Consider the following 25,730-nt stretch of genomic DNA (forward strand, 5'->3'; position numbering starts at 1 on the left):
ATCCTTACTGGTTAACGGTTGGTTTACTTCCCTAAGTAAGAAGTCGCTTTAGAGAGCGGACTGGCCCGCATCAGGTAAAGGGACACCCCGGCTTATAGCCTTGGGGCGTCTCTTTTGCGTTTGTTCCAATGGACATGCTGCGTGATACAATAGGTGCATTACGACCTGGAGTGTGGTGTATGTTCAAGAAATTAGGAATGGCATTGGTTTACGCCGCCATAGGTGGTCTTGTGTATTTTTATGGAGATACCATATTGGTCTGGATTCGATCGACAGACAGTATGACGCTGATCATGTTCATGGCTGTCATCATGGCCTTGTTTCCGGTGATCCCTTATCCGGTGGTAGGAGGCGTAATCGGTGCCGCCCTCGGGCCGGTTATCGGCGGAATCGTCACTTGGGTCGGCTCTACCGCTGCTTCCATCCTCATGTTTATATTCATCCGATACGGGTTTCAGGAATGGGGCGACCGGGTGCTTTACCGTTATAACAGGCTGGGAAAAGTGACAACGATGTTCGAACGGAACGCCTTTATGACCATCCTGTTTACCCGGTTGATTCCGTTTATTCCTTCCATTGTCATCAATGTGTACGCGGCTCTCAGCAAGGTAACGTTCGCATCTTACAGCATCGCGTCCGCGCTAGGCAAGATCCCAGCCATGCTGCTGTTCTCGATGGTAGGCGATCATCTGATGACCGACCCTTCCCACATCATGATAACCATTGGGGTATACGGCGTATTTCTCGGGATAACCCTGCTGGTTTACCGGTTGTCAGGCTTTGGCCGTTCAGGAAGAACGGAGGGCAAACGGTTATAATTGCTCAATGGATGAGGCGGGACCACTCCGTTCTGCAGATGCGGAGGTCTCGCCCTTTTTCTTTTGGAACCAAGCCCGAACCGCCTCGATCTCTCGCTGATCCATGCCGTTTAAGCTTTCGTTGATCTCGCTGAATATCATCTTCACCTGCAGAGACAGGAGTCCTCTTCTTCGCTGTCTGCGGGTGCCGCTGACCTCCATGGCGATAATCTGCGGCCGGCGTATATACCTGGTGGACATCGCAATGAAACGGCTGCGGATCGTCAGCTGTTTGTCCGTTACATTAAGTCCGGAATCCCGGTGCGAAAGGAGTCCCCAAGCTAACGAGAGCGGGAGGAGCAGAAGCGATAACAAACCGAGTTTGTCAAAATACCAAATGCATGCGCCGCTAACGATCGCGGCAAAAGCCAGCTTCCACCGCAGGTACATCCATTTTGCGCGGGGCGGCGGCGAAGCGGTAATAGGCTGAGCGCTGAATTGAGGCGTGACCCGATCCAGCAGCGCTGGAATATCTACGGTCTTCAGTAGAGGATGAAGCATGAAATGCTTGTCGGACTCGGACGTAAGCACATGAACCTTCACTTCAGCGTAACCGAACCAGCGCCGGAATACGCCTTCTTTCACGGTAATGGCCAGCACTCGTTCGGGAGAGAAGAGCAGTCTTTTTCTCTCCAGCAGACCGCAGCTGACCGAGATTTGTTTCCCGATGCGCTCGACGGTAAATCCCGCATATTTGATCGTGTAGAGCACGGCGGAGAGCAGCCAGGATATGATGAGCGCCACAGCGGCAATGCTGATCCAGCTCCCGGGCAGCAGCTTCCCTGCCGATTGAAACAGCGATTGGTACATTTGATCCGGGAGCAGGTCATCGGCAAAAGATAAAATACCGCCTACAAAGGCTAAAGCCAGAGACAGATTGGGCGAGGAGAGCGCGGCAATGAGCAGGCGTCCCGAGGATAGCTGGAGCAGCGTGCTGCGTTCTTCCTCTGCCGTCCCAGGATCGTCTGCGGTATCTCTCCCGGCAGTAGCGCCGAAATCGGAACCCGTCAATGGATCGCTTCCGTATGCCATGTTCTGATTCGACGGTTGAATGGATTCGTGATTCTCTCGGGTTTCCGACGCTTGAACAGCTGCCCTCTCGCTCGGAGCGGGAAAGCTCTGATCGGATGGGTCGGAACTTTCATGAGCTTGGCGAACCTCCCGTTCCGTCTGCCTTGTTCGGGTTTGCTCGCGCAGCCAGCGCTGCAGCCGTTCGCCTTCGCTATTGGTGATGGCAGGCAGTATGCCGCCGCCTTCCGTTTTGCCCGGCGTTTCGATTCGGACCTGGGTGAGTCCCAGTATTCGCTGCAACAAAGGCTGCTCCAAATTCATGGAATGAATGCGGCCTGTATAGATGGACAACTCCTCACGAAACAGAACGCCTCGACGGATGAGGATTTTGTCCTCTTCTAACGTATAGACGAAGCGTTTCCACTTCAGATACCCGTACAGAAGCAGAAGCGAGACCAGGATGACGATGACGGCGGACAGCCAATACCAGGGGATATCGCGCAGCGATTTTCCGTTAAGGAATTTGATGGATACGAGAGCGGCGATGGGAATGAGTGATTTTACGCTGCCTACGAGCGGGAACAGGATGAACAGCCGGTGCAGTCTTGTCGGTTCATTCATCGTGATCCACCACTTTAGCCAGCTCGCCGATCTGTTTTTTCAGTTCCTCTGCCTCTTCCAGCTTGAGCGCCTGAATAACATGAGTCGTTGCGGCGGTAACGACCTTTACCTTGGCTAGACCATATTTACGAAGGAGCGGCCCCCGCTCAAGCTCCACATGCTGTACACGCGTCATCGGGACAAGGGTGTCACTGAGCCAGATCCAGCCGGAGCGAAGCTCCAACTCTTCCTCGCTTACCTTGAAGCCGAATTGTTTGTAGGTGAAAGAGGGCACGGCCCAAGTAAACCAGGCTCCGAGAACCAGCAGTCCGATGGTGATCCAGCCCGGTATCAGGGTCCACCCGAATATAGCGGCGATGATCAGATAAGCTGCAGCAGCGAGCAGGATCACTCCATCCGTAATGAAACCCGTGATGCGGGAGATCGTTACGGAGTCCGGGTGACATCTGCGCATAGCGTCAAGCCGATTGTCCATATGTATGTTCCTCCTTGATGTTTAAGATTCGAACAGTCCTTCGCATTTATATGTATGTCTACGTTGCTCGGGAAGGATTCGTTTCATCCCGTCTTCCGACTTGCTTGCCGTGCTTATCATTGTAGCATAACGGGCTAACGAGCAATTGAACCTGACCTAACGGTTGCATGAACATATGCCGAATCTGTTAAGCTTGAGTTAAGGAAGAACTTGAAATGATCGAGAATGAAAGGATCGCGTGCAATGAAAATAGACCGGCTATTAGCCATAACCGTCCTGCTTCTGAACCGGGGGAGACTGAGCGCCAAGGAGTTGGCCGATCGGTTTGAAGTATCAAGCAAAACCATATATCGCGATATGGATACGCTATGCCAAGCCGGGATCCCGATTGTGGCCCACCAGGGAATATCCGGCGGGTTTGAAATTATGGAGCATTATATGATCGACAAGTACTGGCTGTCCGCCGAGGAGATGAGTGCGCTGGTTACAGCGGTTAAAGGGATGAGTAGTGCACTGGAGGATCAGCAGATGGGCATGCTGCTTGAGAAGGTAAAATCGCTGCTGCATAGGGTAGAGCAGGGGCTTGGCGATGAATATCAAAGGGAACCGGTGGTCATGGACTTTCAGCCTTGGGGACAGCGTCAAGGACTGAAACCCGCCGTGGGCCTGCTCAAAAAGGCTATTCAAGAAAAGCGCCGGGTCGTGATGGAATATATCGATAGCCGGGGCAACGCGGAGCGAAGAACCATTGAACCGGCATCCCTGATTCTGAAGGGCAATATTTGGTATGTACAAGCCTTTTGCCTGGAGCGGGAAGACCATCGGATTTTTCGGTTATCGCGCATGCAGCATATCGAGATGCTGGATGAGACTTCGGAGACAAGAATGTTACCGAGCATGGAACGCTTGGAATGGGTTTCCTCTTGGTCGAATGCGCTGGAGCAGGAGACGGTGCTGCTATTCGAAGCCGCCGCCCGTCAGCGGGTGGCGGATATTTTTCCGCCCGAACAAGTAACCGTCAACCCGGACGGCTCTTTACGCGTTCGAGTGTTATACAAATTGGATGAGTGGTTTTACAGCATGATTCTAAGCTTTGGGGATCAGGTGCTGATTGAGCAGCCGGGCGAAGCGGCGGAGGAAGTGAAACGTAGAGCGCAATTGATTATGCAGCGATACGATAACCAGGACAGATAGATGTCCACGTTACCTCTTTAGAATAGAAATATATTCATCTCAAGGAGGAAACAACATATGAGTCATAGTCAACAGCAGAATCAAAGTGAACGATGGGTCGAGACTAGACCCGCCATGTTCATTCAGGGTGTCGGCGTTCGAACGACGAACGAAGCGGAGGCAGGACCGCAAGGCAAAATACCGCAGTTATGGGACCGGTATTTCCAAAGAGGGTTGCAGACGCAATTATCTGATAAGGATCAAGCCATCTATGCGTTGTACACGGATTACGAGAGCGATGCATCCGGGGCGTACACCTTCATTATCGGCAACAGGATGGATGAAGCTGTGGCAGTTGCGGCTTCTACGGAGGAGCTGCAGCAGGCGTCCGTCCCGGCAGCCAAGTACATGGTATTTCGGACAAGACGCGGCCCTTTGATGGAAGTCGTTCCGCAGGTGTGGCATGAAATTTGGAGTTATTTCCAGCAATCAGCCGATAAAAGGACGTATACCGGGGATTACGAACGCTATGACATGCAGGAGTTTGATCCAGCGAATATTGTGGTGGACGTATATATCGCGATTGAATAGGAGTTAATATCGGCAGAGCATTCCAGTGCCTGGAGTGGAAAGCGACTATTCTTCGGATGATATGACCTAACCCGGGAATACGCGATATTGGCTAATGATGAAGAAGAGGGTGATCCCGCAGCGGGATTACCCTCTTTATTTTACGATCCAAAGTCCGGCTTCTTGATCATCGTTATGAACGTAGTGCCGCCATAATCAAACGTTGCAACTTCCGAGAAGCCCAGCTGGATATACAAGCGAATGGCTCGTTCATTGAATTTGGCAACGGTCAGCCGAAACGATTGGCGATTGTGAAATTCAGCGATGGATGCCAGCACGAACGAGAGGAACTCTTTTCCCCGGCCTTGTCCGGTCAATTCCGGTTTCATGCCAAGTCCCAAATCCAGCAGATCCTCGTCATATGCACCTAACGGGATTGCGATCGGAATTTGGGCTGATGAGCCTGTACAGCAAAAGCCGAAGAGCTGCCCTTCCTCGTCCAGTATGGCGTAATACGAACACTCCAGAAGTTCTTTCCGAAACTCCTCATCCGGCTCGTTATTGTAGAAGTCATAGGGAGGTTCATAGCTCCATTGCATAATTTGATCGGCGTACGTTTCGGTCATGGCCGTGATACGAAGAGGCATTATTCTCATCCTTTGGGTTTGTTGATATAGGTTTCTTCCCTATATCCTTATTTCGATTTGGAAGTGAAAAAGCCTTCTCTTCCGTGTTCATAGCCGGTCTAAAGGACCCCGAGCCACTATGGAAGAGAAGGCATCCATTCCGAGAAGGTTCAGCTTATTTGAACCCGGTTAACGCCGATCCCGATTTCATGAAATACTTCTGTCCGAAGAAATAGATCAGGATCATGGGAATCGCCATGATGGTGGAAGCCGCCATCAGTTTTTCCCACTGCGCCCCGTGGTCCTGTTGAAAGCTTTGCAGGCCGACGGTGATGGTCCATTTTGCTGAATCGTTCAGATAAATGAGCGGGCCCATGAAATCCACGTACGACCAGACGAAAGAAAACAAAGCGACGGTGGCCAATGCCGGTTTCAGGATCGGCATGATGATCTTGACATATATTCGCAGCTCCGAAGCCCCATCGATCTTTGCTGCCTCGGACAATTCGGTCGGTACGCCAAGCAGGAACTGCCGAAGCAAAAAGATGAAGAACGGTGCCCCGAAGAATGCGCCGATGGTAAGCGGCATGATCGTATTGACCCACCCGAGCTTGGTGAAGATGATGTACTGCGGAATCATCTGCACTTGCGCCGGCAGGATCATGGTCGCCACCACGATGGTAAAGATGATGTTCCGGCCCTTCCAAGGAATGCGGGAAATCGAGTAGGCTACCAGCGGTGCAGAGAATAGCTGACCGATGATATTCACCATACAAATCAGAAACGTGTTCATCATGTAGCGGGTAAAGGGAATAGCTGAAAGCGCCTCTTTATAATTCGACCACTGAAACGTCTCCGGGAAGATGCTCGGCGGGAACTCGAGTATCTCTTCCGGCGTCTTCAACGAGGTCATCACCAGCCATACGAATGGAAACAGAAAGATCACAGCGAATAGAAGAAGGACCAAATGCGGTATGATCACTCGCAGCCTGACAGCCATATTAATCACCTCCGTAATAGACCCAGCGGCCTGACGTTTTTAACAGGATGAACGTAATCAGCAGCACAATGATAAACAGAATCCAGGCGAGCGCCGAGGCATAACCCATCTTCAGAAAGACAAAGGCTTCCTGGTACAAATTGACCGCGTAGAACAGCAGCGATTGCTCCGGCCCGCCCAAAGAGCCGCTTCCGTCCACCTTGCCTCCGGCCAGAATATAAGACTCCGTAAAGATTTGAAAGGCACCGATCAACCCCATGATGAGCTGAAAAAGAATAATGGGGGACAGGGCAGGGACCGTGATCTTCCAGAACCGGTACCACCAGTTCGCTCCGTCCACCTGAGCCGCTTCATAATATTGCCTCGGCACGCCTTGAAGGGCGGCCAGGAAGATTAATGCGCCTGCACCTGATCCCCATAGGCTCATCAGGATAAGAGACGGTTTCGTATAGCGGGGATCCAGCAGCCACGCCGGGTCTGTTAAACCCAGGGTGCGAAGTGCCATGTTAACCAAACCGAAGTCGGGGTTCAGCATCCATGTCCACAAGAGAGCGCTTGCAACGATGGGTATGACGGATGGAAGGTAGAAGATGGTGCGGTAATAATTGATTCCTTTCACTTTGAAATTGAGCATCATGGCAATCAGCAGAGAGACGGCCAGCGTGATCGGCACGGATATGAACGCCATGAAAAAGGTGTTACCGAGCGACTTATAAAAGCGGTCATCTGCAAAGATTAACTCGTAATTCTGAAGCCCTACCCACTTGGGAGGGCTGAATAAATCGTATTCGGTCAGACTCAGGTAGAGCGAACCGAAGAACGGGTAGACCGTAAAAGCCAGAAAGCCGATAATCCAAGGAGAAGCGAACGCCAGGCCAAGGAATACATAATGACGCTCCTTCCTGGACCAGCCTGATACGCGTTTTCGTTGATTGGCTGCTGTGGTGACCTTCATCTTCGCGATTCTCCTTCCGCTTTAAGAGGTTGTTCAAAAAGTCCGCTTTTGATAAGAAAACCTCTATCGAGGCCACTTCAAGGATGAGCGACCGCGATGCATAGGTAGGTTTTCTTGCGATATAGAATTTCATCAGTTCCACTGATAACTCATAAATTCTATATCTAACASGAAGCAACTCGGCATCGAATCTTGAATTCAGCCGGGCCTTTCGGTGCTCACGTACCCAAAACGTACGCTCCGCTCCTTACGTCCCTAAGCTTCATCCAACTGAAGCGTTTTGAAAAAACGCACATCGAAAGCATAAGCTTCGGTGCTGAAAATCGACCTTTTTGAACACGCACTTTAAGTATTTAGTATGCATCTCCGCCCAATACAGCACTTCATTGGACAGAGCCTGCTCAGCTCATCATTTCACCAGCGGCTGAATCTTTGCCTTTACCTTGTCCAAGCCTTCCTCCATGCTGACGGTACCTCGGAGAATAGCATCATATTGCGCGCTGAATTCCGTCATGTACTCATTCGCGTAGGAAGAAGCCGGGAAGGACTTCAGGTTCTCGCTTCCCGAATAGTCCAGGAATTCCTTGAACCCGGGCACATCCTCATAGAGTGGATTGGAGAAGGCAGAGTTCCTCGTCGGGAGATTCCCAAGGGCAGCCGTAAATTCGGCCATTTGCTCCGGCTCGGTCATCCATTTGATGAATTTCCAGGAAGCGTCCGGGTTTTTGACGCCTTTCGGGATATAGAATACGCTGGTAGTCACATTTCCGGAGTTTTTAAATTCCGGGTTGTTCTCATCATAAGGAATCGGGGCAATGCCATAATTCAGATCAGGCGCGTATTGTTTTATGAAGGTGGGCAGCCATTCTCCGTCAATCGTCATCGCATACTTGCCCGAGAAGAACGGATTCTGTGCCGACATGTATTGGCCAAGTCCGGAAGAGAATCGATCCAGATTATCGGAACCGTATTGATCCCAGATCTCCTTCGAGAGCTTAATGGCCGATTGAATCCCGGGATGGTCCGGGGTCACCTGCTGCGTCGCTTCATCATAAAGCGATCCGTTGAAGGCATAGCTGAACGTATACGCATCCATGCCGGGCCACAGTCCGAGCCGCTGGAGGCGCCCGCCATCCTCGACGACGCTCAGCTTATTGATATACTCTTTCAAATCGCTTATCGTTTCCGGCGGACCGTCATAGCCGGCTTCCTGCAATATATCCTTGTTGTAGAACAGCATGGATACATGCATGGCCGTCGGGATTGCATACGTCTTGCCTTCATGCTGGGACGTGCTTAGGGCAGCCGGCACGAAGTCTTTAAGATCCAAGCCGTCCTTCGTTATATAATCATCGAGCGGCATCATGGCGCCGCGCAGCCCCCACGGCACGACATTTTGTCCAAATTGGGATGCGATGTCCGGAGGATTGCCCCCGGTTATCGCGGTAAGCTGTTTCTGATAGTCGCTTTGGGACAGACCCTTTACTTGAATGTCGGGATTGGCCGAGTTCCACTTGGCAATCAATCGTTCCAATGCTTCCGCTTCCGGTCCGGTCCATCCGTACCAGAAGTCGAGCGTTACGGCATCCTGTGCAGGTGGATGATCGGATGGCTTGTCACCATCACTGCCTGATTGCGGCGCATTGCCGCCTGAGCATCCTGTTGCGATAGAGAACAATAGAATAAGGCTCCAGATCCAATGTTTCTTCTTACTCATTCCTCTTCCTCCCCTTGAGCTATCGTGTACAATCCGTGTAGCGTAATCAAAGTTCTATTAATTTCCCTCCCCAAAACAGTTGACTAAACAACCGGCCCTGATCCAGTTATTTGTAAGAATTATGGATATCGTAGCATGTAATAAAATCATTTCATTTCACTATCGTGTTCAAAAATAGGATTATCGTATGGCATTGAACGTTCTATTTGATCGCTTGTTTACGAAAGTCGGTGGGGGAGATGCCCGTGTATTTTTTGAAGATTCTGCAAAAATAGGAGAGTTCATTAAAACCGGTGGAGTAGCAAACATCCGTGACGGTTAACTCCGGCTGCTTCAGCATCATCATGGCTTGTAGAATCCGCAGGTCGGTGAGATACCGGTTGAATGTTTTGCCTGTCCATTCTTTGAAGAGGATGCAGAACGTGGACCTTGATAAATTCGATAGGGTGCATAGATCATTTATATTCATATCTTCCTGGTAGTGGTTATGGATGTGATCAACGACTCTTGTCATGATCCCCCGGTATTTCTCTGATTTCTCGAATCCTTCTCTGAGCAGTTCACCGTTGACCTGCCGTACCAGAATCGAGAGGAGGATAAGCAGCTTCGCCTTGAGCGCTATTTGAAAAAAAGGGGTACGTCTCTCGTATTCAATCAGCATGTCCTTCAAGACATTTTGGACCGTTACGTCGGTAACGGTGTCCAGCGTTATTTTGGCCTGGGCGTTCATTTCCTTGCGCAAAAAGTATTCCAGGAACGCCACATCGAAAAAAGCATGATCTGTTGGCATTTCCTGAAATCTCTCGTTCACAAAGGCAGGCATAAATTCGCATCCGTAAATCTCGATGTCCTCTTCGGGTGAAATGCTGACACTGTGCAAGGTAAATGGAGGTATAACAAAAATATCGCCTTTGGAGATCTCGTACGCCTGTTGATTGACGGTGTGTTGGAATCCCCCTTTCGCCACATACCAAATCTGAAAATAATCATGACAATGCGTCCATAAGCTCTGTTGATAGGTCAATTTATACATTTTGCACGGAAGACCTTCCAACATTTCCATCTTTGAGTTAAAATAAACGACACCTGATCCAGTTAGTTCTTCAAGATCCACCTGACTCCAATAAATACTCAATGTTTTACCCTCCCCTATTGATTTCCTTCAGAATTAAGAAAACGCTTTCAATTTAGGTGTCAGCTATTTTCTTAAAGATGATTATCCCTGAAAAACAAATCGTGTACAGCATTCCTCTTCCTGCCCTTTGAAATATGTTTCGCATTCGTAAACATCCTATTTCTAGGGGAACGTGGGGTTGTTATGAAAATTGTATATTTGGATGGTTTGAGAGGTTTAGCTGCCTTGATCGTGGTCGTATCTCATTTTTTTCAGGTGTTTGCACCGTCTGTTTTTGAGGGGAGGAAGGAGATCGAGCATTTCGCTTTCGAGGGGATTGCCGCGCGAACACCGTTCAATCTGCTGTTTAACGGCAACTTCTCGGTCTGTCTGTTTTTTGTGTTGAGCGGATATGTGCTCAGCTATCGATTTTTTCAAACCCGGGACAGGCTCGTCATTTATTCGTCTGCCATTCGCCGCTATTTTCGTTTGGCCGTACCCGCCTTGGTGTCCGTTTTGCTTGCTTATCTGATTCTCGTTCTGGATCTCGGAGCGTACGACAATATACGCGGAGTGACGTTATCTTCGATGCCGGATCCGTTTGCTGCTGACGCCAATCTGTTGGTCATGCTGAAGGAAAGCCTGTTTCATACCTTTTTCACGTATGGATCGCAATACAATCCCGTGCTTTGGACGATGACCTACGAGCTGTTTGGATCATTTCTGATTTTTGTTATTCTAGTAACTTGTGGCCGTCATGGGATTCGTTATGCCGTTTATGCCGTCCTTATCTGCGTATTCATCGATTCCTATTACCTGGGATTTATATTGGGCATGCTGCTCAGCGATGTAAAGAATAGCGGGAGGGACTGGCTGGCATCTATCCATCGGCCCTGGATCCATATCCTGCTTCTCTGTATCGGTATTTACACAGGCTCCTATCCCTATGTCGCACCGCAAGGAACGATTTATTCGCTTCTTCAATGGGGAGCTTCCGATTTTAATTTCTTTGTGTTCTATCATGTTATCGGATCCTTCCTCATCCTAGGGGTCCTGTTGAATTCGAACCGAATGCAGTCGATATTCAGCCACAGGTTTTTTGCTTATTTGGGTAAAGTCTCTTTTTCGTTGTACCTTGTGCACTTCACCGTTATTTGTTCCCTAGGGAGCTTTATATTTCTGTTTCTTAGCCCGCTTCTAACCTATGGCTCCAACGTGCTGCTTACAACGATCATCACGTTCCTGGTTATCGCTGTCACGGCCCATGGGTTCTACAGGCTGATTGATGCCCGGATATTGCTCTGGTTAACGCGGTGGAACAAGCGGCTGTTCTCTGCTCAGAAATTAAGGGGACTGGGACATAGTGGGCAAGTACAAACGGACCAGACCATGAAGGCCGATTAAATCAATACAGATCCGTTTATTTCAGCGTGTGGGCGAAAATAAAACGAAAAAACCTTCTCTTCCGCGTACATGGCCGGGCATACGCCCGGTCCATGCCGAGAAGAGAAGGTTTTCTTTTGTCACAGCGACCCTTCATGATCCGCTGGCATGGGTCTGCACCACATGCTGCCTGCGGTAGGCGCCCGGCGTCATGCCGACGGCCTTCTTGAACGTCCGGTTGAAGGAGGTAATGTTGAGATAGCCGACACGCTGGCTGATCTCATTGACGGTCAAGTCCGTGCATGCCAGCAGTTCCTTTGCTTTGTTCATACGGATGCCAAGCAGATGGTCGCTGAAGTTAAGACCGGTCTTCTCCTTGATATAGACGGAGAGGTAGGCGCTCGACAGGTTCAGCTTGGCTGACAGATAGTCGAGAGACAGATCATCGGCATACTGGTTATGGATAATGTTCATGAACATGGCGATGAGCGGCTCTTCGCCAGTATCCTTTTTCTTGCGAATGAGGGCGCAGGAGGCTTCGACGAGCTGGCGGAATACCCCCTGGTAATCTGTTAAGCAATGGCATTCTGCCAATCTTGCGCTCCACTGCTTTAAGGATTGGACAGATGTTTTGTCAATCTGGGCCGTCTCCATATAACTTAGAATCTTGGAAGCGACCGAATCGGCGAAGAAACGGAATTGCGAGATGCCGGCCTCCTTGCGCTGCATGGCCCCGAGCGCCTGATCGATGATTTGCAAGGAACGGCTGTCGCTGCCGGATTGCAGCGCGTCAAGCAGTCCTTTTTCCTGAGACGGGCTTAGGTTGACAGTGTTTGGAAGGACCCGCTGCTTGGTTACCATCTGTGATTCCTCCAAGAGATGTGCCTGTGCGGTCAGTCCTTTGACCTGATGGTAGGCTTGATTGAATTCGGACGAGTGGCTCACTTGGGAACTGACGGCGATGGTGACAAGGAACAATTCCTTTTCCTCATTTAACATGTCCTTGATTTCCTGCAGCAGTTCCTCCAGGCGGGCGGCTTCCTCCCGTTTGAAGATGGATACAATCTCATTCTTTTCGATCTGGAACGTGTGGGATCCCGGATAGCGTTCTGCCGTGATCAGATGAATATGTTCCAGCATATGGCGGACCGCCTGATCGGTCTGGAGGGGGAGCTCATAAACCGGATTCATCCGGAAACGGATGTGATACAGTACCACGATGAAGCTTCCATCATCCGACAGGAAATCCTCCCACTCGCTAATATCGGTATTGATGCTCTTCAGCTGACTGATATAAGAGTAACTGGTTAGAACGGATTTATGCTTGTTCATGCGCTCCCGTATTTCTTCCTTCTCCCGGAACAGCTCTTGAATCCGGTTCTGGATCAGATCGTATTCGGTGATGCTTCCGGATTCCGGCATGGATGAACTGTTGGCTCTGTTCAGCACGGTTGTTAAAATCTGCTTCACCGGCTTGTGCAATCTGCGACTCAGGAAAAAGGAAGCGGCAAGGGCCACGCCAAGCGACAGGCAGAAGATGAGCAGCAAACCGCCGGTCAACCGGCTGAGCTGCGAAGAGACATGGCTGTAAGGCACAGCCGAGACATAGGTCAGTCCGTCGGACCCGGCTTCGGCAAAATAGTAGGTTCCCTCTTTGAGCACGGCCTTCTGTCCGGCTTCAAACGTCGGCAGCTGATCTTGGTTCATGGAGCCCAGCATATAGAGCACTTGGCCTTCGTCATTCAGAATGGCGAGTGCACGATCATCGGATTCGCCGAAGAAGGACTGAGCGGCCTTGTCGATATCGATAAGGGCAATGACCTCATAAGGACTGTCCGGCTGCTTGTAGACAAAAGGCATCAGTGTTTTCTCGGACAAATCGTTGTTGATTTGATAAGTTGCCGCAGGGAGAAGTTTGAAGGATTCCTGATGGCCCTCGTAGCTGCTCCAGAACGAATAAGGATACCTCGGGCTTGCATAGGAACGATTGAACATATAGGAAGCATCGCCGCTTCCGGATTTGCTCAGTACAAAATCAAACTCCCGGAGATAAATCAGGGTATCCTCCAGAAAGAACAACGGATTATAGATATCGCTCCGCATCTGCATCATCACATCTCGAGCCTTCAAGTAATTGACTTCGTTTCCGGCCTGGTGGCGAAGCTGATTATTGAAGCCGATTAATTCGGATTGATTGTATATATCGAACATTAATACCTGCAATCTGCTGAATTGGTTGTTGAACCGCTCTGCCGTATCGTGAACCGCCTGCTGGCTCGTATCGATGATTTCTTTCTGCAGGCTGGTCTTAAAGAGTTGGAAAATGACCGTATAGAACAATCCGAATAACACGATGATGGCCAGAAAGCTCAGAAAAATTTTAAAGAATACACTGCGGCTTTTATGTCTGATCCAATTCACAGCCTTCCCCCCTTTATATTTTTCTGACGTCCAAGGTTTCACAACATTATATAGGACAAGTGTTAAGGATTGTGCCCGATTCATGTTAATCGTTCGTAAAAAATGGATAGTCAATATTTTAGATTTTAAGCAATGCTTTAGGAAAATGGCGCTTCTGCCCATCCATCCAATGAAAGGCGAGACATCATTAAAATGGTCAATACCCCTAATGGGTTCAGGTCGTTTATGATGCAGACGTGGACCTTTAAGACACACGAAGACGCATAGACGAAAGAGGGGGGATTGCCGATTTTACAACGTCATCTAAACACCGTGGAAGCGCATTCAAACATTCGCAGGAAAAGTGCTTGGCGAAGATGGATGATGCAGGTTCGCAGAAACTGGCAGCTGTACGCTTTATTTGCACCAGTTCTGTTATACTTCATTGTATTTCATTATGTACCCATGTATGGCGTCCAGATTGCATTTAAGGATTTTATTGCGAACAAAGGGATCATGGATAGTCCATGGGTAGGCTTCAAGCATTTTGAACGCTTTTTTGACAGCTTTTATTTTTGGCGCATTATCAAAAACACGATGGGCATCGGGTTATATGAGCTGGCGGTCGGATTTCCGATTCCGATTATCCTGGCATTGATGATCAATGAAGCCAGATCGGGCCGGTTCCGCCGATTTGTACAAACCGTAACTTATGCACCCCATTTCTTATCTACGGTGGTCGTCGTCGGTATGATCATGATGTTCCTGTCGCCGGTCAGCGGCCTGGTCAATTCGATTATCACCTCCTTCGGCGGAGAGCCGATCGCCTTCATGACGGAGCCCTCCTGGTTCAAGAGCATCTACGTATGGTCCGGCGTGTGGCAGGGTATGGGCTGGAGCTCTATTATCTACTTGGCGGCACTCGCCGGGATTGATCCGCAGCTGCATGAGGCGGCCAAGGTGGATGGAGCAGGCTGGTTCCGGCGAATATGGCATATCAATCTGCCGGGCATTGCTCCAACGATGACCATTCTGCTGATTCTGAACATCGGTTCCGTTCTGGGCGTCGGCTTCGAGAAGATCTTCCTGATGCAAAATTCACTCAATATGGAAGCGTCTGACGTCATTGCTACGAATGTATACCGGAGTGGTATACTGGGTGCCCAGTACAGCTTCTCGGCTGCGGTTGGCCTGTTTAACTCCGTTGTAAACTTCATCCTGCTGATTACCGTAAACCGGATCGCCCGAAAAGTCAGCGAGAACAGCCTATGGTAAGGAGGAATGATGCGTATGCCGCAAAGCCGAAGTGAACGAATAGCCGGAGTATTTATTTACATTATACTATCTTTTATCACGCTCCTTGTACTGTATCCTTTATTTTTTGTTCTTATTGCTTCCATTAGTGCACCAGAAACGGTCATGCGAGGGGAAGTATGGCTCTGGCCCAAGGAGCTGTCATTTGTCGGATATGAGCGGTTGTTTGCTAATTCCGAGCTTGTACGAGGATTTCTGAACACCTTGCTCTATACCACGACGGGAACGGCGCTGAATGTTCTGATGACCATTGCGGCAGCCTATCCGCTCTCCAGGGTTGATTTCAAGGGTCGACATGTATTTACACTAATCATTGTCTTTACTATGTTCTTCAGCGGTGGGATGATCCCCAATTACTTGCTGGTGAAGGAACTGGGAATGCTGGATACGATTTGGGCCATCATTATACCTTCGGCCGTATCCGTGTGGAACATTATCATCATGCGGACCTTCTTCCAGAGTTCCATTCCGAAGGAAATGCAGGAGGCAGCGTTCATCGATGGGGCGTCCAATATGCGGGTACTGCTGCGGATTGTGCTCCCGTTATCCGGACCGATATTGGCCGTGATGGTGCTGTTCTACGCCGTAGGTCACTGGAATTCGTATTTCAGCGCGCTGATTTACTTATCTGATCGTGCTAATTATCCGATGCAGCTGTTCCTGCGCGAGATTCTGGTACAGGGACAGATGCAGGAGATGGTGGATATCAGTGATGATTCACTGGCGCGAAGTCTGATGGACGCGGAAGCCATCAAATATGCGGCGGTCATTGTGACGAATCTGCCGATGCTGCTGCTGTACCCGTTCCTGCAAAAGTATTTTGTGAAGGGTGTTATGATTGGTGCAATTAAAGGTTGATTACGGATATTTCATGAGGAGGAATTGAATTTTATGGTGTTGAGAAAATGGACTTCACTCACATTGGCAGCTGTACTGGCAGCCGGATTGCTGGCAGGCTGCGGTAGTAAAAGCGGGGAAAGTGCAACGGATAAGGGTGAGACGCCGCAAGCCAATTTTAACGAGACCGGCATGCCGATTGTGAACGAGCCCCTCGATCTGACGTTCTTCACGGGCAAGTCGCCATCAAACGGGAGCAAATTCGAGGAAACGCTCGTATGGAAAACCTATCAAGAGATGTCCAATGTGAATGTGACCTGGAACCTCATTCCATTCGATACCCTGACCGAGAAGCGGAACTTAGCGCTGGCAGGTGGAGATTATCCGGATGTATTCTACTCCGCAAGGGTCAGCTCCGCAGAGTTAACCCGTTATGGGGAGCAAGGAGTATTTATACCGCTGAATGATCTGATCGATAAATACGCACCGAATTTCAAAAAGCTGATGGAAGAGTACCCGGATATTCGAAAAGGCCTGACGATGCCGGACGGCAATATTTATTCCCTGCCTTCTTTCTACGATCCTGCGCTGCTCTCCATGTTGATTGGTACACCGATTTGGATTAATCAGGAGTGGCTGGATCAGCTCGGGATGAAAGAGCCGCAGACGACAGAAGAATTCTATGCGTATTTGAAGGCGGTAAAAGAAACCGATCTAAACGGTAACGGAAAGCATGATGAGATTCCTTTCGCTTCAGCAGGCATTACCGGAATCATCGATCACTTGAAAGGCTCTTGGGGACTTGGCACAAGCGGACTTGGCCATAAATTGGTGGACATAGATCCGGACACAGGGAAGCTTCGCTTCACCAAAGCTTTGCCGGAGTATAAGGAAATGCTCCAGTTCGTAAACAAGCTGCACCAGGAAGGACTGCTCGATAAAGAGATCTTCACGATTGAGGGCGGCGCATTGAATGCCAAAGGGCAGGAAGGCCTGCTCGGTGCTACAATTGTGCCGAATCCGGAGATGGTGATGGGCCGCAAAGAATACATCGGGCTCGGGGCGCTTAAGGGACCGCATGGTGACCAGCTCTATTCCCACGTCAAAGTGCCGATGGTTCACGTAGGTGCATTTGCGATTACCGATAAGAACCCGAATCCGGAAGCAACGATCCGCTGGATGGATTACTTCTACGGGGATGAGGGCGCCCAGTTCTATTTCATGGGTAAAGAAGGCGAGACATTTACGAAGAACGCTGACGGTCAGCTGGAGTATGTGAAGGAGATTACGGAGAATCCAAATGGATTAACGCAGGATCAGGCGTTGGCCAAGTATTTCACTTGGCTCGGTGGCAGCTATCCGGGCTTTGTGCGGGAGAAATGGTTTAAAGCCTCGGAGACACGACCTAACGCCATGGCCGCAGCCGAAAAGGCAGAGCCGTATGCCGTGAAGGAGATCCTGTACAACTTTAACTTTACATTGGAGGAAACGGACGTCATGACCTCGATCGGTAAAGATATCGAGGATTACGTTAAGGAAATGGAAGCGAAATTCGTGAACGGCTCGGCCTCGTTCAGCCAATGGGATGAGTATGTGAATACACTCAACAAGATGGGACTGGACCGATACATGGAGGTTTACCAGGCCGCTTATGAGCGCTACCAGGCGGAGTAAACGGAAACGATGACATTCAAAAGACGCGGTACGGGGAGGAACCCGTATCGCGTTTTTTGCTAATTCAAATAATTGGTGAAATATTCCAAAAGGGGTGATAAGATCATATTTAATGACAATTAGACGCCCTCACAAAAATGAGTACTCAAAATCCCACCTTGGCGGGAGTATATTCGTAAGTATCGATATCATGAGGGGAGGAGTCGCACATAGAGCGGAAGACGACTTTCAGGAATATTTCCAAGGGATTCGCGGCATGGTTATTTAAGCAGAGGCGCAGGCATAGCTCAAATAAAAAACTGGAATGGATAGTTGAGCGTTTGATTCAGGGTTCTCTGATCATGTGGGCCATCCTGTTCATACGTTGGTGTATATTGATAACGATTGCTACGATGAGGCATTTTGGAATCATTGATTAATGGCGATGAGTATGCGGGTACTCGTTCTGATAAGGGGAGTATCACAATAGATATGAAGGTAATTTCAAGCGGCAGTTAGCTCGGACACAGCTGCCGCTTGCAGAAGCCCGGCATGGATGTCGCGGCTTTTTTGCTGTCTATCGTCCTTTTTACACAATCCGCCACCTTTATTGAGCATGCGTTAACACTTCTTCCTTACACTTGGAATTAAATAAGGATAGAAGAGGGGATATGGAGTTGAAGCATAAAAGCATGAAAGTAGTCTCGCTGTTGATGGCGGCGGAAATCACGATAGCCTCTTTATTTTCGGCAGGCACCGTGATGGCTGAAGAGGGACAGGAGATACTCCAGACGGCCAGCGCGGAAACAGCATCCCAAGATGCAGCTATCGATATCGCTGCCGTTGATTTCGGCATTACCGATAAGATCTTTCCGGATGCGCATGCAGAAGAGGCATACACGGTGACCGTTGATGTGTATGGTGGACAAGCGCCCTATACCTTCTCGGCGACGGGTCTACCGGCAGGCTTGGACATTACGTCCGATACAGGATTCATTACGGGTACGCCTGCTCCTGGTCAAGAGGGTGAATATACGGTTGAGGTAACGGTGCAGGATAGCGCACCCGTACCTGCGACCGCTCAGTCGCTAGTGAAATTGCAAGTATTGGGGAAACGTCCAGATCCGGTGGCTGACAAGCTGGCCATGAGGATGATCGGTCATTATTCGGTAGGTACCTCCAATAAGGATGGCGGCGTGGCGGAAATTGTAAAGTACAACAAAGATAATGGAAAGCTCTATCTAGTCAATGGTTCAACCCAGCCGGCAAGTCTCGATATCGTGTCTCTTGGCGCTGACGGCAGCTTGCTGAAGGACAAGCAGATTAATGTGGAAGACTTGGCAAGCACAGACGGTTTTCTGTATGGGGACCTGACCAGCGTGGATATCAACACCAAGACGAAGCAGGTTGTAGTCGCTGTACAGGAGCAGGATCATACGAAAGCCGGCAAGGTCCTGGTGCTCGACTATGACGGCGGTTTGATCGGATCTTTTGAAACCGGCATCCAGCCGGACATGGTCAAGTATACGTCCGATGGCCGTTATATCCTGACGGCGGATGAAGGCGAGCCTCGTACGGAGACCGCTCCTGATCCGGAAGGAAGCATTACGATTATCGACACCTTATCAGGCGAAGCAAATCATCTGAAATTTGATGACCCGTCGATCATTGACGATCAGGTGCATATTCGCGGACCTGTGGAAGCGGACGGGCAAATTCGCAGCACCGGAACCAAAGCTGAAGCGATTCGTGATCTGGAACCCGAATACATCTCATTGTCCGAGGATGAGCTGACGGCATATGTCGCCTTGCAGGAGAATAATGCAATCGCCGTGGTCGATATCGCCGCGAAGCGTATTCAATCGGTCAAAGGGCTCGGGTATAAAGATTTCAATCAACCAGAGAATCAGCTCGACCTTCTGAAGGATGGACAAATCAAGTTTGAGAACGTTCCTTTTTACGGCATGTATATGCCGGACGGAATTGCGACCTATAGCGTGAACGGACAGCAGTATATCCTGTCCGCGAACGAAGGGGATGCTACCGGCTGGGATGACCGAAGCAATGAAAGCAACATTGGCAAAATGAAGCCTAGTCTGGATCCGTTGTCTCAGGCAGCTCAATTTTTGGCTGACAAGGGAACCACCTATGACAAGGTTGAAGTTGCCGGCGATATGGGTACTGAAGGACTATATCTGTATGGAGGTCGTTCATTCTCCATCTGGAATGCAGCCGACATGTCCCAGGTGTACGACAGCGGCAGTGATTTTGAGAAGATTACGGCCGAGCGCTTGCCGAATCATTTCAATGCCAGCAATGACAAAACCGATCTGGACAGCCGCAGCGCCAAGAAAGGACCTGAACCGGAATATGTTGCCGTGGGTAAGGTCGGACAGAAAACGCTGGCTTTTGTCGGACTGGAGCGCATTGGCGGGGTTATGACGTATGATGTAACGAATCCATCCGATCCTGCGTTTCTGAACTATACCAACACACGGAATTTTAACGGCGGGATAGAGTCGGATTCCGGCCCGGAGGGACTGGACTTTATTCCGGCCGCGGACAGCAAGACAGGACGGCCGCTGCTGCTGGTCGCTAATGAGGTCAGTGGAACGGTGGCCCTGCTGGAGCTCCAGGTAACCAAAATTACGCTGGACAAGTCATCGCTGAAGCTGAGTCCAGGCGGCGCACCGGAACTATTGCAGGCAAGCGTGGAGCCGATCCAAGGCGGTTCAACCGAGCTGGCTTGGAGTTCCTCCAACGAAATGGTAGCTGCCGTAGACCAGAACGGCCTGGTTACGCCGGTCTCCGCAGGGGAAGCCGTGATTACCGTTCTGAGCAAGGATGGCTACGGATCAGCGGTAGTGCCGGTTAAGGTAACGGATGATTCAGCCGATGGAGAACCTTGGAAGTTAACGGTGATGCATACCAACGATACCCACGCGCATCTGGCGGAAGTGGCCAGACGAGCTACGCTGGTTCAGGAGGTCCGAAGCGAAGGCGGGAACAGCCTGCTGCTGGATGCAGGGGATGTATTCTCCGGCGATCTGTATTTCACCAAATGGTTTGGGCTGGCGGATCTGGCCTTCATGAACTATATGGGTTATGACGCGATGACGTTCGGTAACCACGAATTCGATCAAGGCACCAAGACGCTTGCAGATTTCGTGAGCAAGGCGCAATTCCCGCTTGTCAGCGCGAATGTGGATCTTAGTCAGGATGCTAACATCTCGCACCTGATTCGTAAGCCGGCGGTGATCGATACCGATCAGCCAAAGACGACGGCAAATAACGGGGTATATCCATACGTGACATTGCTGGTTGACGGCCAAAAGATCGGGGTATTCGGCCTAACGACCGAGGATACGGCCGAGACGTCCAGCCCAGGGAAAGACGTAGTCTTCCGCGATGCGGTGACTTCGGCCCAGGCAACGGTTGAAGCGATGGAGAAGGACGGGCTTGATAAGATCATCGCCTTGTCTCACCTGGGTTACGCTAAAGATCAGGCGCTGGCCGAGGCCGTCGAAGGCATCGACCTCATTGTCGGAGGCCATACCCATACAACGCTCAATGCACCGGAAGTGGTGACGGACAATCAACACGGTACACCAACCGTCATCGTGCAGGCGAATGAATGGGGCAAGTTCCTCGGCCGGGTAGACCTGCAGTTTGACAAAAACGGCGTTGTTCTCGTTGGCGACGGCGAACTCGACGGCAAGCTGATTCCGGTAGACAGTACGGTCCAGGAAGACACGCAGGCCAAGGATATGCTGGCTCCTTACAAAGCGGAATTGGAAGAACTGATGAAGCAGGTTATCGGTACTGCAGGCGTCGTACTTGATGGCAAACGCGAGAATGTCCGCTCCAAGGAGACGAATCTCGGCAATCTGATTGCGGATGGCATGCTGGCTAAAGCCAAAGAGCTTAAGAATGCTGATATTGCCCTCACCAATGGTGGAGGTATTCGCGCCGCGATCGATGAGGGCGAAATCACGATGGGCGAGCTGAGAACAGTGATGCCATTCGGGAATACGCTGTTTGTCATGGATGTCACGGGACAGCAGCTGAAAGACGGATTGGAAAACGGAATAAGCGGTGCCAAACTGGCGGATCTGCCAGGGAAGTTCCCGCAAATCGCCGGGATGAAATTCAAATGGGATCCTAGCGCTCCGGCAGGCGATAAAGTGTTCGACGTACAGATCATGAAGGACGGAAGCTACAAACCTCTGGTATTGACCGAGACGTACCGGATGGCAACGAACAGCTTTGTAGCCAAGGGCGGGGATGGATATAAATCCTTTGCCGATGCGATTGCCGAAGGAAAATACAACGAGGATCTGGGTTACCCGGATTATGAAATTTTTATGGAATATGTGAACAAGCTGGGCGGTAAGGTTACGCCTAAGGTCGAGGGGAGAATTACGGAGCAGAAGAAACCGGCGAATCCGGGCGACGGCTCTTCTCCTGGATCTGGATCAGGCGGGTCGGGAGGCGGTTCCGTAACACCGCCGGTATCACAGCCTAATCCTCCTTCCTCTGGCGGAAACACATCATTGCCAAACGTAATGGCAGGCAAGGATCTGAATATAACTGATGCAGGCGGAGCAGTGGACCGCATTACGGTGAAGGAAGAGGCGTGGAAGAAGGCAGTTGCCGGATTGTCTGCGAACGGGCAGCAGGAACTCATTATTCGGGCTCCGGAGTTGAACCGTGCAGCCGAGTTATCCCTTTCGGCAGCAGGTCTGAAGCTCGCCATGGAACGGAATTCGAATGTGACCCTGGTGCTGGAGACCGCACTTGGAGCCTTCCGTCTTCCAGTGACGGCTCTACATTTGGATGAGGTTCTGAAGCCGGCTCAAGGCTCTGGCAGCATCCAAGTGAAGGTATCCGTGGCTCCGGCAGCCAGCAAGGTAACGGATGCTATGATAAGCAAGGCAGCTTCCATGGGTGCCTCGATGGCTGCGAACGGAGCGCTTCAGTTTGGCGTAGCGGTTGGAGCACCAGGCGCAGAGCAAGAACGGAAGGATTTCGGGAAGCGCGTCATCAGCCGCATCCTGCCGCTGCCGGCAGGGACAGCTTCGAATTCGGTCACTGCTGTAATTTTTGACGCAGATGCGGGAAGCTTCCGATTTGTACCGGCCACAGCGACGACGTGGAATGGTAAACCGGCCATCGAAGTGAAGCATGCCGGAAACGGCATTTACGCACTGCTGCAGTATAAGAAAAGCTTTGCCGATCTAAACGGCCACTGGGCGAAAGCGGAAATCGAATCCATGGCTTCCAAGCTGCTCGTGAACGGAGTTAACGCTAACTCGTACGCGCCGGGCAAAGTAATCACGAGAGCAGAGTTTACGGCAATGCTGGTCCGCGCGATGGGACTTAGTCCGGTCATCGAGAGCGGAGCATTCAAGGATGTTCAGGATGCCTCCGCGTATGCCGGCGAGATCGGCGCAGCGTTGCGTTACGGCTTGATCGAGGGCGGCACTGGCGGTGCCTTCTTGCCCAATGCCAGCATGACTCGAGCGGAAATGGCCGTAATGATCACCAGGGCCATGGAGGCGGTGGATCCGACAGACCTGCCGAACCAGAGTGCGAATGCCAGTATTGAATTCAAAGATCAGGCATCCATCCCTGCTTGGGCGGCTGCCCATATTGCCAGTCTTACGGAGCAAGGCATCCTGCGGGGTGACAACCATGGTCATTTCGGTGCACTCGATTCGGTTACCCGTGCGCAAGCGGCACTTGTTCTGAAACGTACTTTGGCAGCATTGAACTTTATGAACTAAGCGAAGCAGGAATCCATTAGAATTATAAGACCGTCCTTAAGGTTACTGAAACCTTAAGGACATTTTTTTTATAACAATGTAAATTGCGAGCGGTTAAAGAGAAGTGCGCTGGTATCCGATAATATCCGTAAGTGTTAGATTAACGATGGGATAAGGATGTGGGTTCATGCGCATTGCGTCTGCATATACATACTGGAGTCAGGTGAAACGGATGGGCGCCGAATCAGCCCAAGGCGGATTTGAACAGCTGCTCCAGAAGAGCAAGGAGGAAGAAGAGAATAAGGGAAAGCTGGTAACCGTAAGGGAAAGCGGTTATTTGCGTCAGTATATGGTTCAACCGGATGGGAGCAAAATGCTGTTAAGCGAGACGAAGCAGTACGAGAGTGAATCCGCCGCCAGTTCAACAGATCTATCGATGTCGTTGCCTCAAGCAGGCGGAATGAGTCTTAATATCAAGGACGCTCTCGATCTGTTATGTCTTCAGGCTGGTGCGGTCGGTACCCGTTCCAGCTACAAGATATTCGATATCACCTAAAATGAATAAATACCAAAAAATCATACTGGTAACAAATCGATACTTGCTGTATAATTCTCAGTAAGTATTGGTTGAACGTGAGATTTTTCATTGTATTCAAGTCTAATTTCATTTATTTTGAAAATAGATGTATTTACATGAAAGAATTCATGTTATAATTTCAATATATCAACTAAGCTCATAGGAATTATCGGTTAATTAGTGAGTGTGAATGCATTACAAAAATAAAACATGAATATGGATCTTCGGGGTAAGGTGAAATTCCTAACCGGCGGTGATGCTTCGTTCCGGCGTGAACGAAACTCAGCCCGCGACTCGCTGCGTTCTGGTGTGAATCTGATCGCAGCGACTGACTTGGTGCAATTCCAAGGCCGACGGTAAAGTCCGGATGGGAGAAGATCAAAGATGAGTTTGCCGTGGATGCGAAATTTTCCATTCGGGCGCAGGCTTATTTGATCAGCCCCCGTTTACGTCGACATATGTCGATGACGGGGGCTTTCTGCTAGTAAGACCTCCGTATTCAAGACAGGAGAGGGCAAGATGAGTAATATTAATACTGGAGTCAAGGTGAAACCCTATGGTTCCGACACACAGGCAAGTCGACGTTTTAAGGGAGGGTTCTGGCTCGTCGTTTTGGGAGCCGCCCTGTGGGGCGTAGACCCCTTATTCCGGGTCATTCTGCTTAAGAATCTGACTTCGGCACAGATCGTTTTGCTTGAACATATCATTATTTCCTTGATTGCAATTCCTGTATTGTGGAAGAACCGGGAGGAACTAAAAGGCCTTGGCTGGAATCATGTCGGTGCTCTGCTGTTTATATCCTGGGGCGGCTCGGCATTGGCTACCGTATTGTTCACGATGGGGCTGTCGAGCGGCAATCTGAATGCCGTCCTGCTGCTTCAGAAGCTGCAGCCGCTGTTTGCCATCATTCTGGCCAGCCTGCTTCTGAAAGAGAAGCTTCCGCGCCATTTCGGCATACTGCTCATCATCGCGATGGCGGGCACGTATTTACTGACTTTCGGTTTAACCTTGCCGATTGGCCATTGGAATGAGTTTATTCAAGTTGGCAGTCTCTTGTCTTTAGGCGCAGCAGCGCTGTGGGGCGGTTCAACCGTCATGGGGCGCCTGATGGTAGGCAAAGTGAAATACGAGACGGTAACCTCGCTGCGCTTCGTGCTTGCCCTGCCGCTCCTGACCGTCATCACGTGGAGCGAGGGTGCAGCATGGAATATGCCGGCCTGGAATACCGGGGCCTTTGCCTTGGTATCGCTGAACCTGATCGGTCAGGCATTACTGCCGGGTCTCCTGAGCTTGCTGGTTTATTATAAAGGATTAACCACGACCAAAGCCTCCGTGGCAACACTCGCGGAATTGAGTTTTCCCATGGTGGGCGTGCTCATCAACTGGATCGTATTCCAGCAGATCGTGACAGGTCCTCAGCTTCTGGGATTCCTGCTGATCTGGGTCGTACTGTTTATTATTTCCAGACAGCAATCCGAAGCTTCCCCGCAATTGCAATAAAATCATACGTTTGTAGAAAAAGCCGATCCGGATTGAAGTGACCCCCAAAAGTTAGACACGGTTATTTCATTAGGCAGCTTTCTCAAAATGAGTTCGGTACTGTACCGGACTCATTTTTAATTTTGCCTTTAACCGTTTGGTATTGTAGTATTCAATATATTTTTTCAGTTCTTCCTTAAAAT

The 25,730-nt window shown here is 50.2% G+C and carries 19 protein-coding genes and 1 riboswitch; of the genes, 10 read left to right on the top strand and 9 right to left on the bottom strand.

Annotated elements, in window-relative coordinates; translation table 11 throughout:
* The first annotated feature begins 179 nt into the window (after positions 1 to 179).
* Complete coding sequence (locus ACPV3A_RS34990; RefSeq protein ID WP_426204433.1) at positions 180 to 818, top strand: TVP38/TMEM64 family protein; 639 nt, start codon at positions 180 to 182, stop codon at positions 816 to 818.
* Here ACPV3A_RS34990 and ACPV3A_RS34995 read toward each other — a convergent pair.
* Complete coding sequence (locus tag ACPV3A_RS34995; protein ID WP_426204435.1) at positions 813 to 2,489, bottom strand: PH domain-containing protein; 1,677 nt, start codon at positions 2,487 to 2,489, stop codon at positions 813 to 815. The genes ACPV3A_RS34990 and ACPV3A_RS34995 overlap by 6 nt on opposite strands.
* A complete protein-coding gene (locus ACPV3A_RS35000; RefSeq protein ID WP_339295791.1) occupies positions 2,482 to 2,964 on the bottom strand; it encodes a PH domain-containing protein in 483 nt (160 codons plus the stop codon). Before ACPV3A_RS35000 ends, ACPV3A_RS34995 begins: the two co-directional genes overlap by 8 nt.
* 243 nt (positions 2,965 to 3,207) lie before the next feature.
* On the opposite strand from ACPV3A_RS35000, the gene ACPV3A_RS35005 reads away from it, so the two are divergent.
* Together ACPV3A_RS35005 and ACPV3A_RS35010 are read left to right on the top strand one after the other, a co-directional pair.
* Complete coding sequence (locus ACPV3A_RS35005) at positions 3,208 to 4,158, top strand: helix-turn-helix transcriptional regulator (protein ID WP_426204437.1); 951 nt, start codon at positions 3,208 to 3,210, stop codon at positions 4,156 to 4,158.
* A 57-nt stretch (positions 4,159 to 4,215) separates the two neighbouring features.
* Positions 4,216 to 4,728 carry a GyrI-like domain-containing protein gene (locus tag ACPV3A_RS35010; protein WP_426204439.1) on the top strand — a complete coding sequence of 171 codons (513 nt, stop codon included), beginning with the start codon at positions 4,216 to 4,218 and terminating at the stop codon, positions 4,726 to 4,728.
* Between the two features lie 140 nt (positions 4,729 to 4,868).
* Here ACPV3A_RS35010 and cpaA read toward each other — a convergent pair whose 3' ends face one another.
* From cpaA to ACPV3A_RS35035, 5 genes are all read right to left on the bottom strand, one after another.
* On the bottom strand, positions 4,869 to 5,354 hold the full coding sequence (cpaA, locus tag ACPV3A_RS35015; RefSeq protein WP_426204441.1) for a capreomycin N-acetyltransferase CpaA: 486 nt from the start codon (positions 5,352 to 5,354) through the stop codon (positions 4,869 to 4,871).
* A gap of 154 nt (positions 5,355 to 5,508) precedes the next feature.
* Entirely contained in the window at positions 5,509 to 6,333 is an 825-nt protein-coding gene (locus ACPV3A_RS35020; protein ID WP_113058600.1) for a carbohydrate ABC transporter permease, read from the bottom strand.
* Between the two features lies 1 nt (position 6,334).
* On the bottom strand, positions 6,335 to 7,288 hold the full coding sequence (locus ACPV3A_RS35025) for a sugar ABC transporter permease (RefSeq protein WP_339222295.1): 954 nt from the start codon (positions 7,286 to 7,288) through the stop codon (positions 6,335 to 6,337).
* Between the two features lie 409 nt (positions 7,289 to 7,697).
* A complete protein-coding gene (locus tag ACPV3A_RS35030; protein ID WP_426204444.1) occupies positions 7,698 to 9,005 on the bottom strand; it encodes an ABC transporter substrate-binding protein in 1,308 nt (435 codons plus the stop codon).
* A 202-nt stretch (positions 9,006 to 9,207) separates the two neighbouring features.
* Positions 9,208 to 10,140 carry an AraC family transcriptional regulator gene (locus ACPV3A_RS35035; protein WP_339222299.1) on the bottom strand — a complete coding sequence of 311 codons (933 nt, stop codon included), beginning with the start codon at positions 10,138 to 10,140 and terminating at the stop codon, positions 9,208 to 9,210.
* Between the two features lie 183 nt (positions 10,141 to 10,323).
* On the opposite strand from ACPV3A_RS35035, the gene ACPV3A_RS35040 reads away from it, so the two are divergent.
* Complete coding sequence (locus ACPV3A_RS35040; protein WP_426204446.1) at positions 10,324 to 11,523, top strand: acyltransferase family protein; 1,200 nt, start codon at positions 10,324 to 10,326, stop codon at positions 11,521 to 11,523.
* A gap of 132 nt (positions 11,524 to 11,655) precedes the next feature.
* On the opposite strand, the gene ACPV3A_RS35045 is transcribed toward ACPV3A_RS35040, so the two are convergent.
* The gene (locus tag ACPV3A_RS35045) at positions 11,656 to 13,923 is read right to left on the bottom strand and encodes a helix-turn-helix domain-containing protein (protein WP_426204447.1); all 2,268 of its coding nucleotides are present in this window, start codon (positions 13,921 to 13,923) and stop codon (positions 11,656 to 11,658) included.
* Between the two features lie 363 nt (positions 13,924 to 14,286).
* On the opposite strand from ACPV3A_RS35045, the gene ACPV3A_RS35050 reads away from it, so the two are divergent.
* The 6 genes from ACPV3A_RS35050 to ACPV3A_RS35075 all read left to right on the top strand — a co-directional run bounded on the left by ACPV3A_RS35050 (position 14,287) and on the right by ACPV3A_RS35075 (position 25,548).
* A complete protein-coding gene (locus ACPV3A_RS35050) occupies positions 14,287 to 15,177 on the top strand; it encodes an ABC transporter permease (RefSeq protein WP_233355163.1) in 891 nt (296 codons plus the stop codon).
* 15 nt (positions 15,178 to 15,192) lie between these two features.
* Positions 15,193 to 16,074 (top strand): carbohydrate ABC transporter permease, encoded by an 882-nt coding sequence (locus ACPV3A_RS35055; protein ID WP_071221163.1) that lies wholly within the window; start codon positions 15,193 to 15,195, stop codon positions 16,072 to 16,074.
* A 33-nt stretch (positions 16,075 to 16,107) separates the two neighbouring features.
* A complete protein-coding gene (locus tag ACPV3A_RS35060) occupies positions 16,108 to 17,727 on the top strand; it encodes an extracellular solute-binding protein (protein WP_426204450.1) in 1,620 nt (539 codons plus the stop codon).
* 650 nt (positions 17,728 to 18,377) lie between these two features.
* Entirely contained in the window at positions 18,378 to 23,492 is a 5,115-nt protein-coding gene (locus ACPV3A_RS35065) for a choice-of-anchor I family protein (RefSeq protein ID WP_426204452.1), read from the top strand.
* Between the two features lie 166 nt (positions 23,493 to 23,658).
* Positions 23,659 to 24,027, top strand: a complete 369-nt coding sequence (locus ACPV3A_RS35070) for a hypothetical protein (protein ID WP_426204454.1) — start codon at positions 23,659 to 23,661, stop codon at positions 24,025 to 24,027.
* Positions 24,028 to 24,264: 237 nt separating this feature from the next.
* Positions 24,265 to 24,431, top strand: a riboswitch (FMN riboswitch).
* A 136-nt stretch (positions 24,432 to 24,567) separates the two neighbouring features.
* A complete protein-coding gene (locus tag ACPV3A_RS35075; protein WP_426204456.1) occupies positions 24,568 to 25,548 on the top strand; it encodes a DMT family transporter in 981 nt (326 codons plus the stop codon).
* 69 nt (positions 25,549 to 25,617) lie between these two features.
* Here ACPV3A_RS35075 and ACPV3A_RS35080 read toward each other — a convergent pair.
* A partial coding sequence (locus ACPV3A_RS35080) for an IS3 family transposase (RefSeq protein ID WP_426199682.1) occupies positions 25,618 to 25,730 on the bottom strand: 113 nt, incomplete at its 5' end.

Source organism: Paenibacillus sp. Dod16, assembly GCF_049893405.1.
GTDB lineage: Bacteria > Bacillota > Bacilli > Paenibacillales > Paenibacillaceae > Paenibacillus_AQ.

Coding starts and splice junctions, on each gene's coding strand:
- ACPV3A_RS34990 (WP_426204433.1), top strand. CDS start 180: ATGTTCAAGAAATTAGGAATGGCATTGGTTTACGCCGCCATAGGTGGT.
- ACPV3A_RS34995 (WP_426204435.1), bottom strand. CDS start 2,489: ATGAATGAACCGACAAGACTGCACCGGCTGTTCATCCTGTTCCCGCTC.
- ACPV3A_RS35000 (WP_339295791.1), bottom strand. CDS start 2,964: ATGGACAATCGGCTTGACGCTATGCGCAGATGTCACCCGGACTCCGTA.
- ACPV3A_RS35005 (WP_426204437.1), top strand. CDS start 3,208: ATGAAAATAGACCGGCTATTAGCCATAACCGTCCTGCTTCTGAACCGG.
- ACPV3A_RS35010 (WP_426204439.1), top strand. CDS start 4,216: ATGAGTCATAGTCAACAGCAGAATCAAAGTGAACGATGGGTCGAGACT.
- cpaA (WP_426204441.1), bottom strand. CDS start 5,354: ATGCCTCTTCGTATCACGGCCATGACCGAAACGTACGCCGATCAAATT.
- ACPV3A_RS35020 (WP_113058600.1), bottom strand. CDS start 6,333: ATGGCTGTCAGGCTGCGAGTGATCATACCGCATTTGGTCCTTCTTCTA.
- ACPV3A_RS35025 (WP_339222295.1), bottom strand. CDS start 7,288: ATGAAGGTCACCACAGCAGCCAATCAACGAAAACGCGTATCAGGCTGG.
- ACPV3A_RS35030 (WP_426204444.1), bottom strand. CDS start 9,005: ATGAGTAAGAAGAAACATTGGATCTGGAGCCTTATTCTATTGTTCTCT.
- ACPV3A_RS35040 (WP_426204446.1), top strand. CDS start 10,324: ATGAAAATTGTATATTTGGATGGTTTGAGAGGTTTAGCTGCCTTGATC.
- ACPV3A_RS35050 (WP_233355163.1), top strand. CDS start 14,287: ATGCAGGTTCGCAGAAACTGGCAGCTGTACGCTTTATTTGCACCAGTT.
- ACPV3A_RS35055 (WP_071221163.1), top strand. CDS start 15,193: ATGCCGCAAAGCCGAAGTGAACGAATAGCCGGAGTATTTATTTACATT.
- ACPV3A_RS35060 (WP_426204450.1), top strand. CDS start 16,108: ATGGTGTTGAGAAAATGGACTTCACTCACATTGGCAGCTGTACTGGCA.
- ACPV3A_RS35065 (WP_426204452.1), top strand. CDS start 18,378: ATGGAGTTGAAGCATAAAAGCATGAAAGTAGTCTCGCTGTTGATGGCG.
- ACPV3A_RS35070 (WP_426204454.1), top strand. CDS start 23,659: ATGCGCATTGCGTCTGCATATACATACTGGAGTCAGGTGAAACGGATG.
- ACPV3A_RS35075 (WP_426204456.1), top strand. CDS start 24,568: ATGAGTAATATTAATACTGGAGTCAAGGTGAAACCCTATGGTTCCGAC.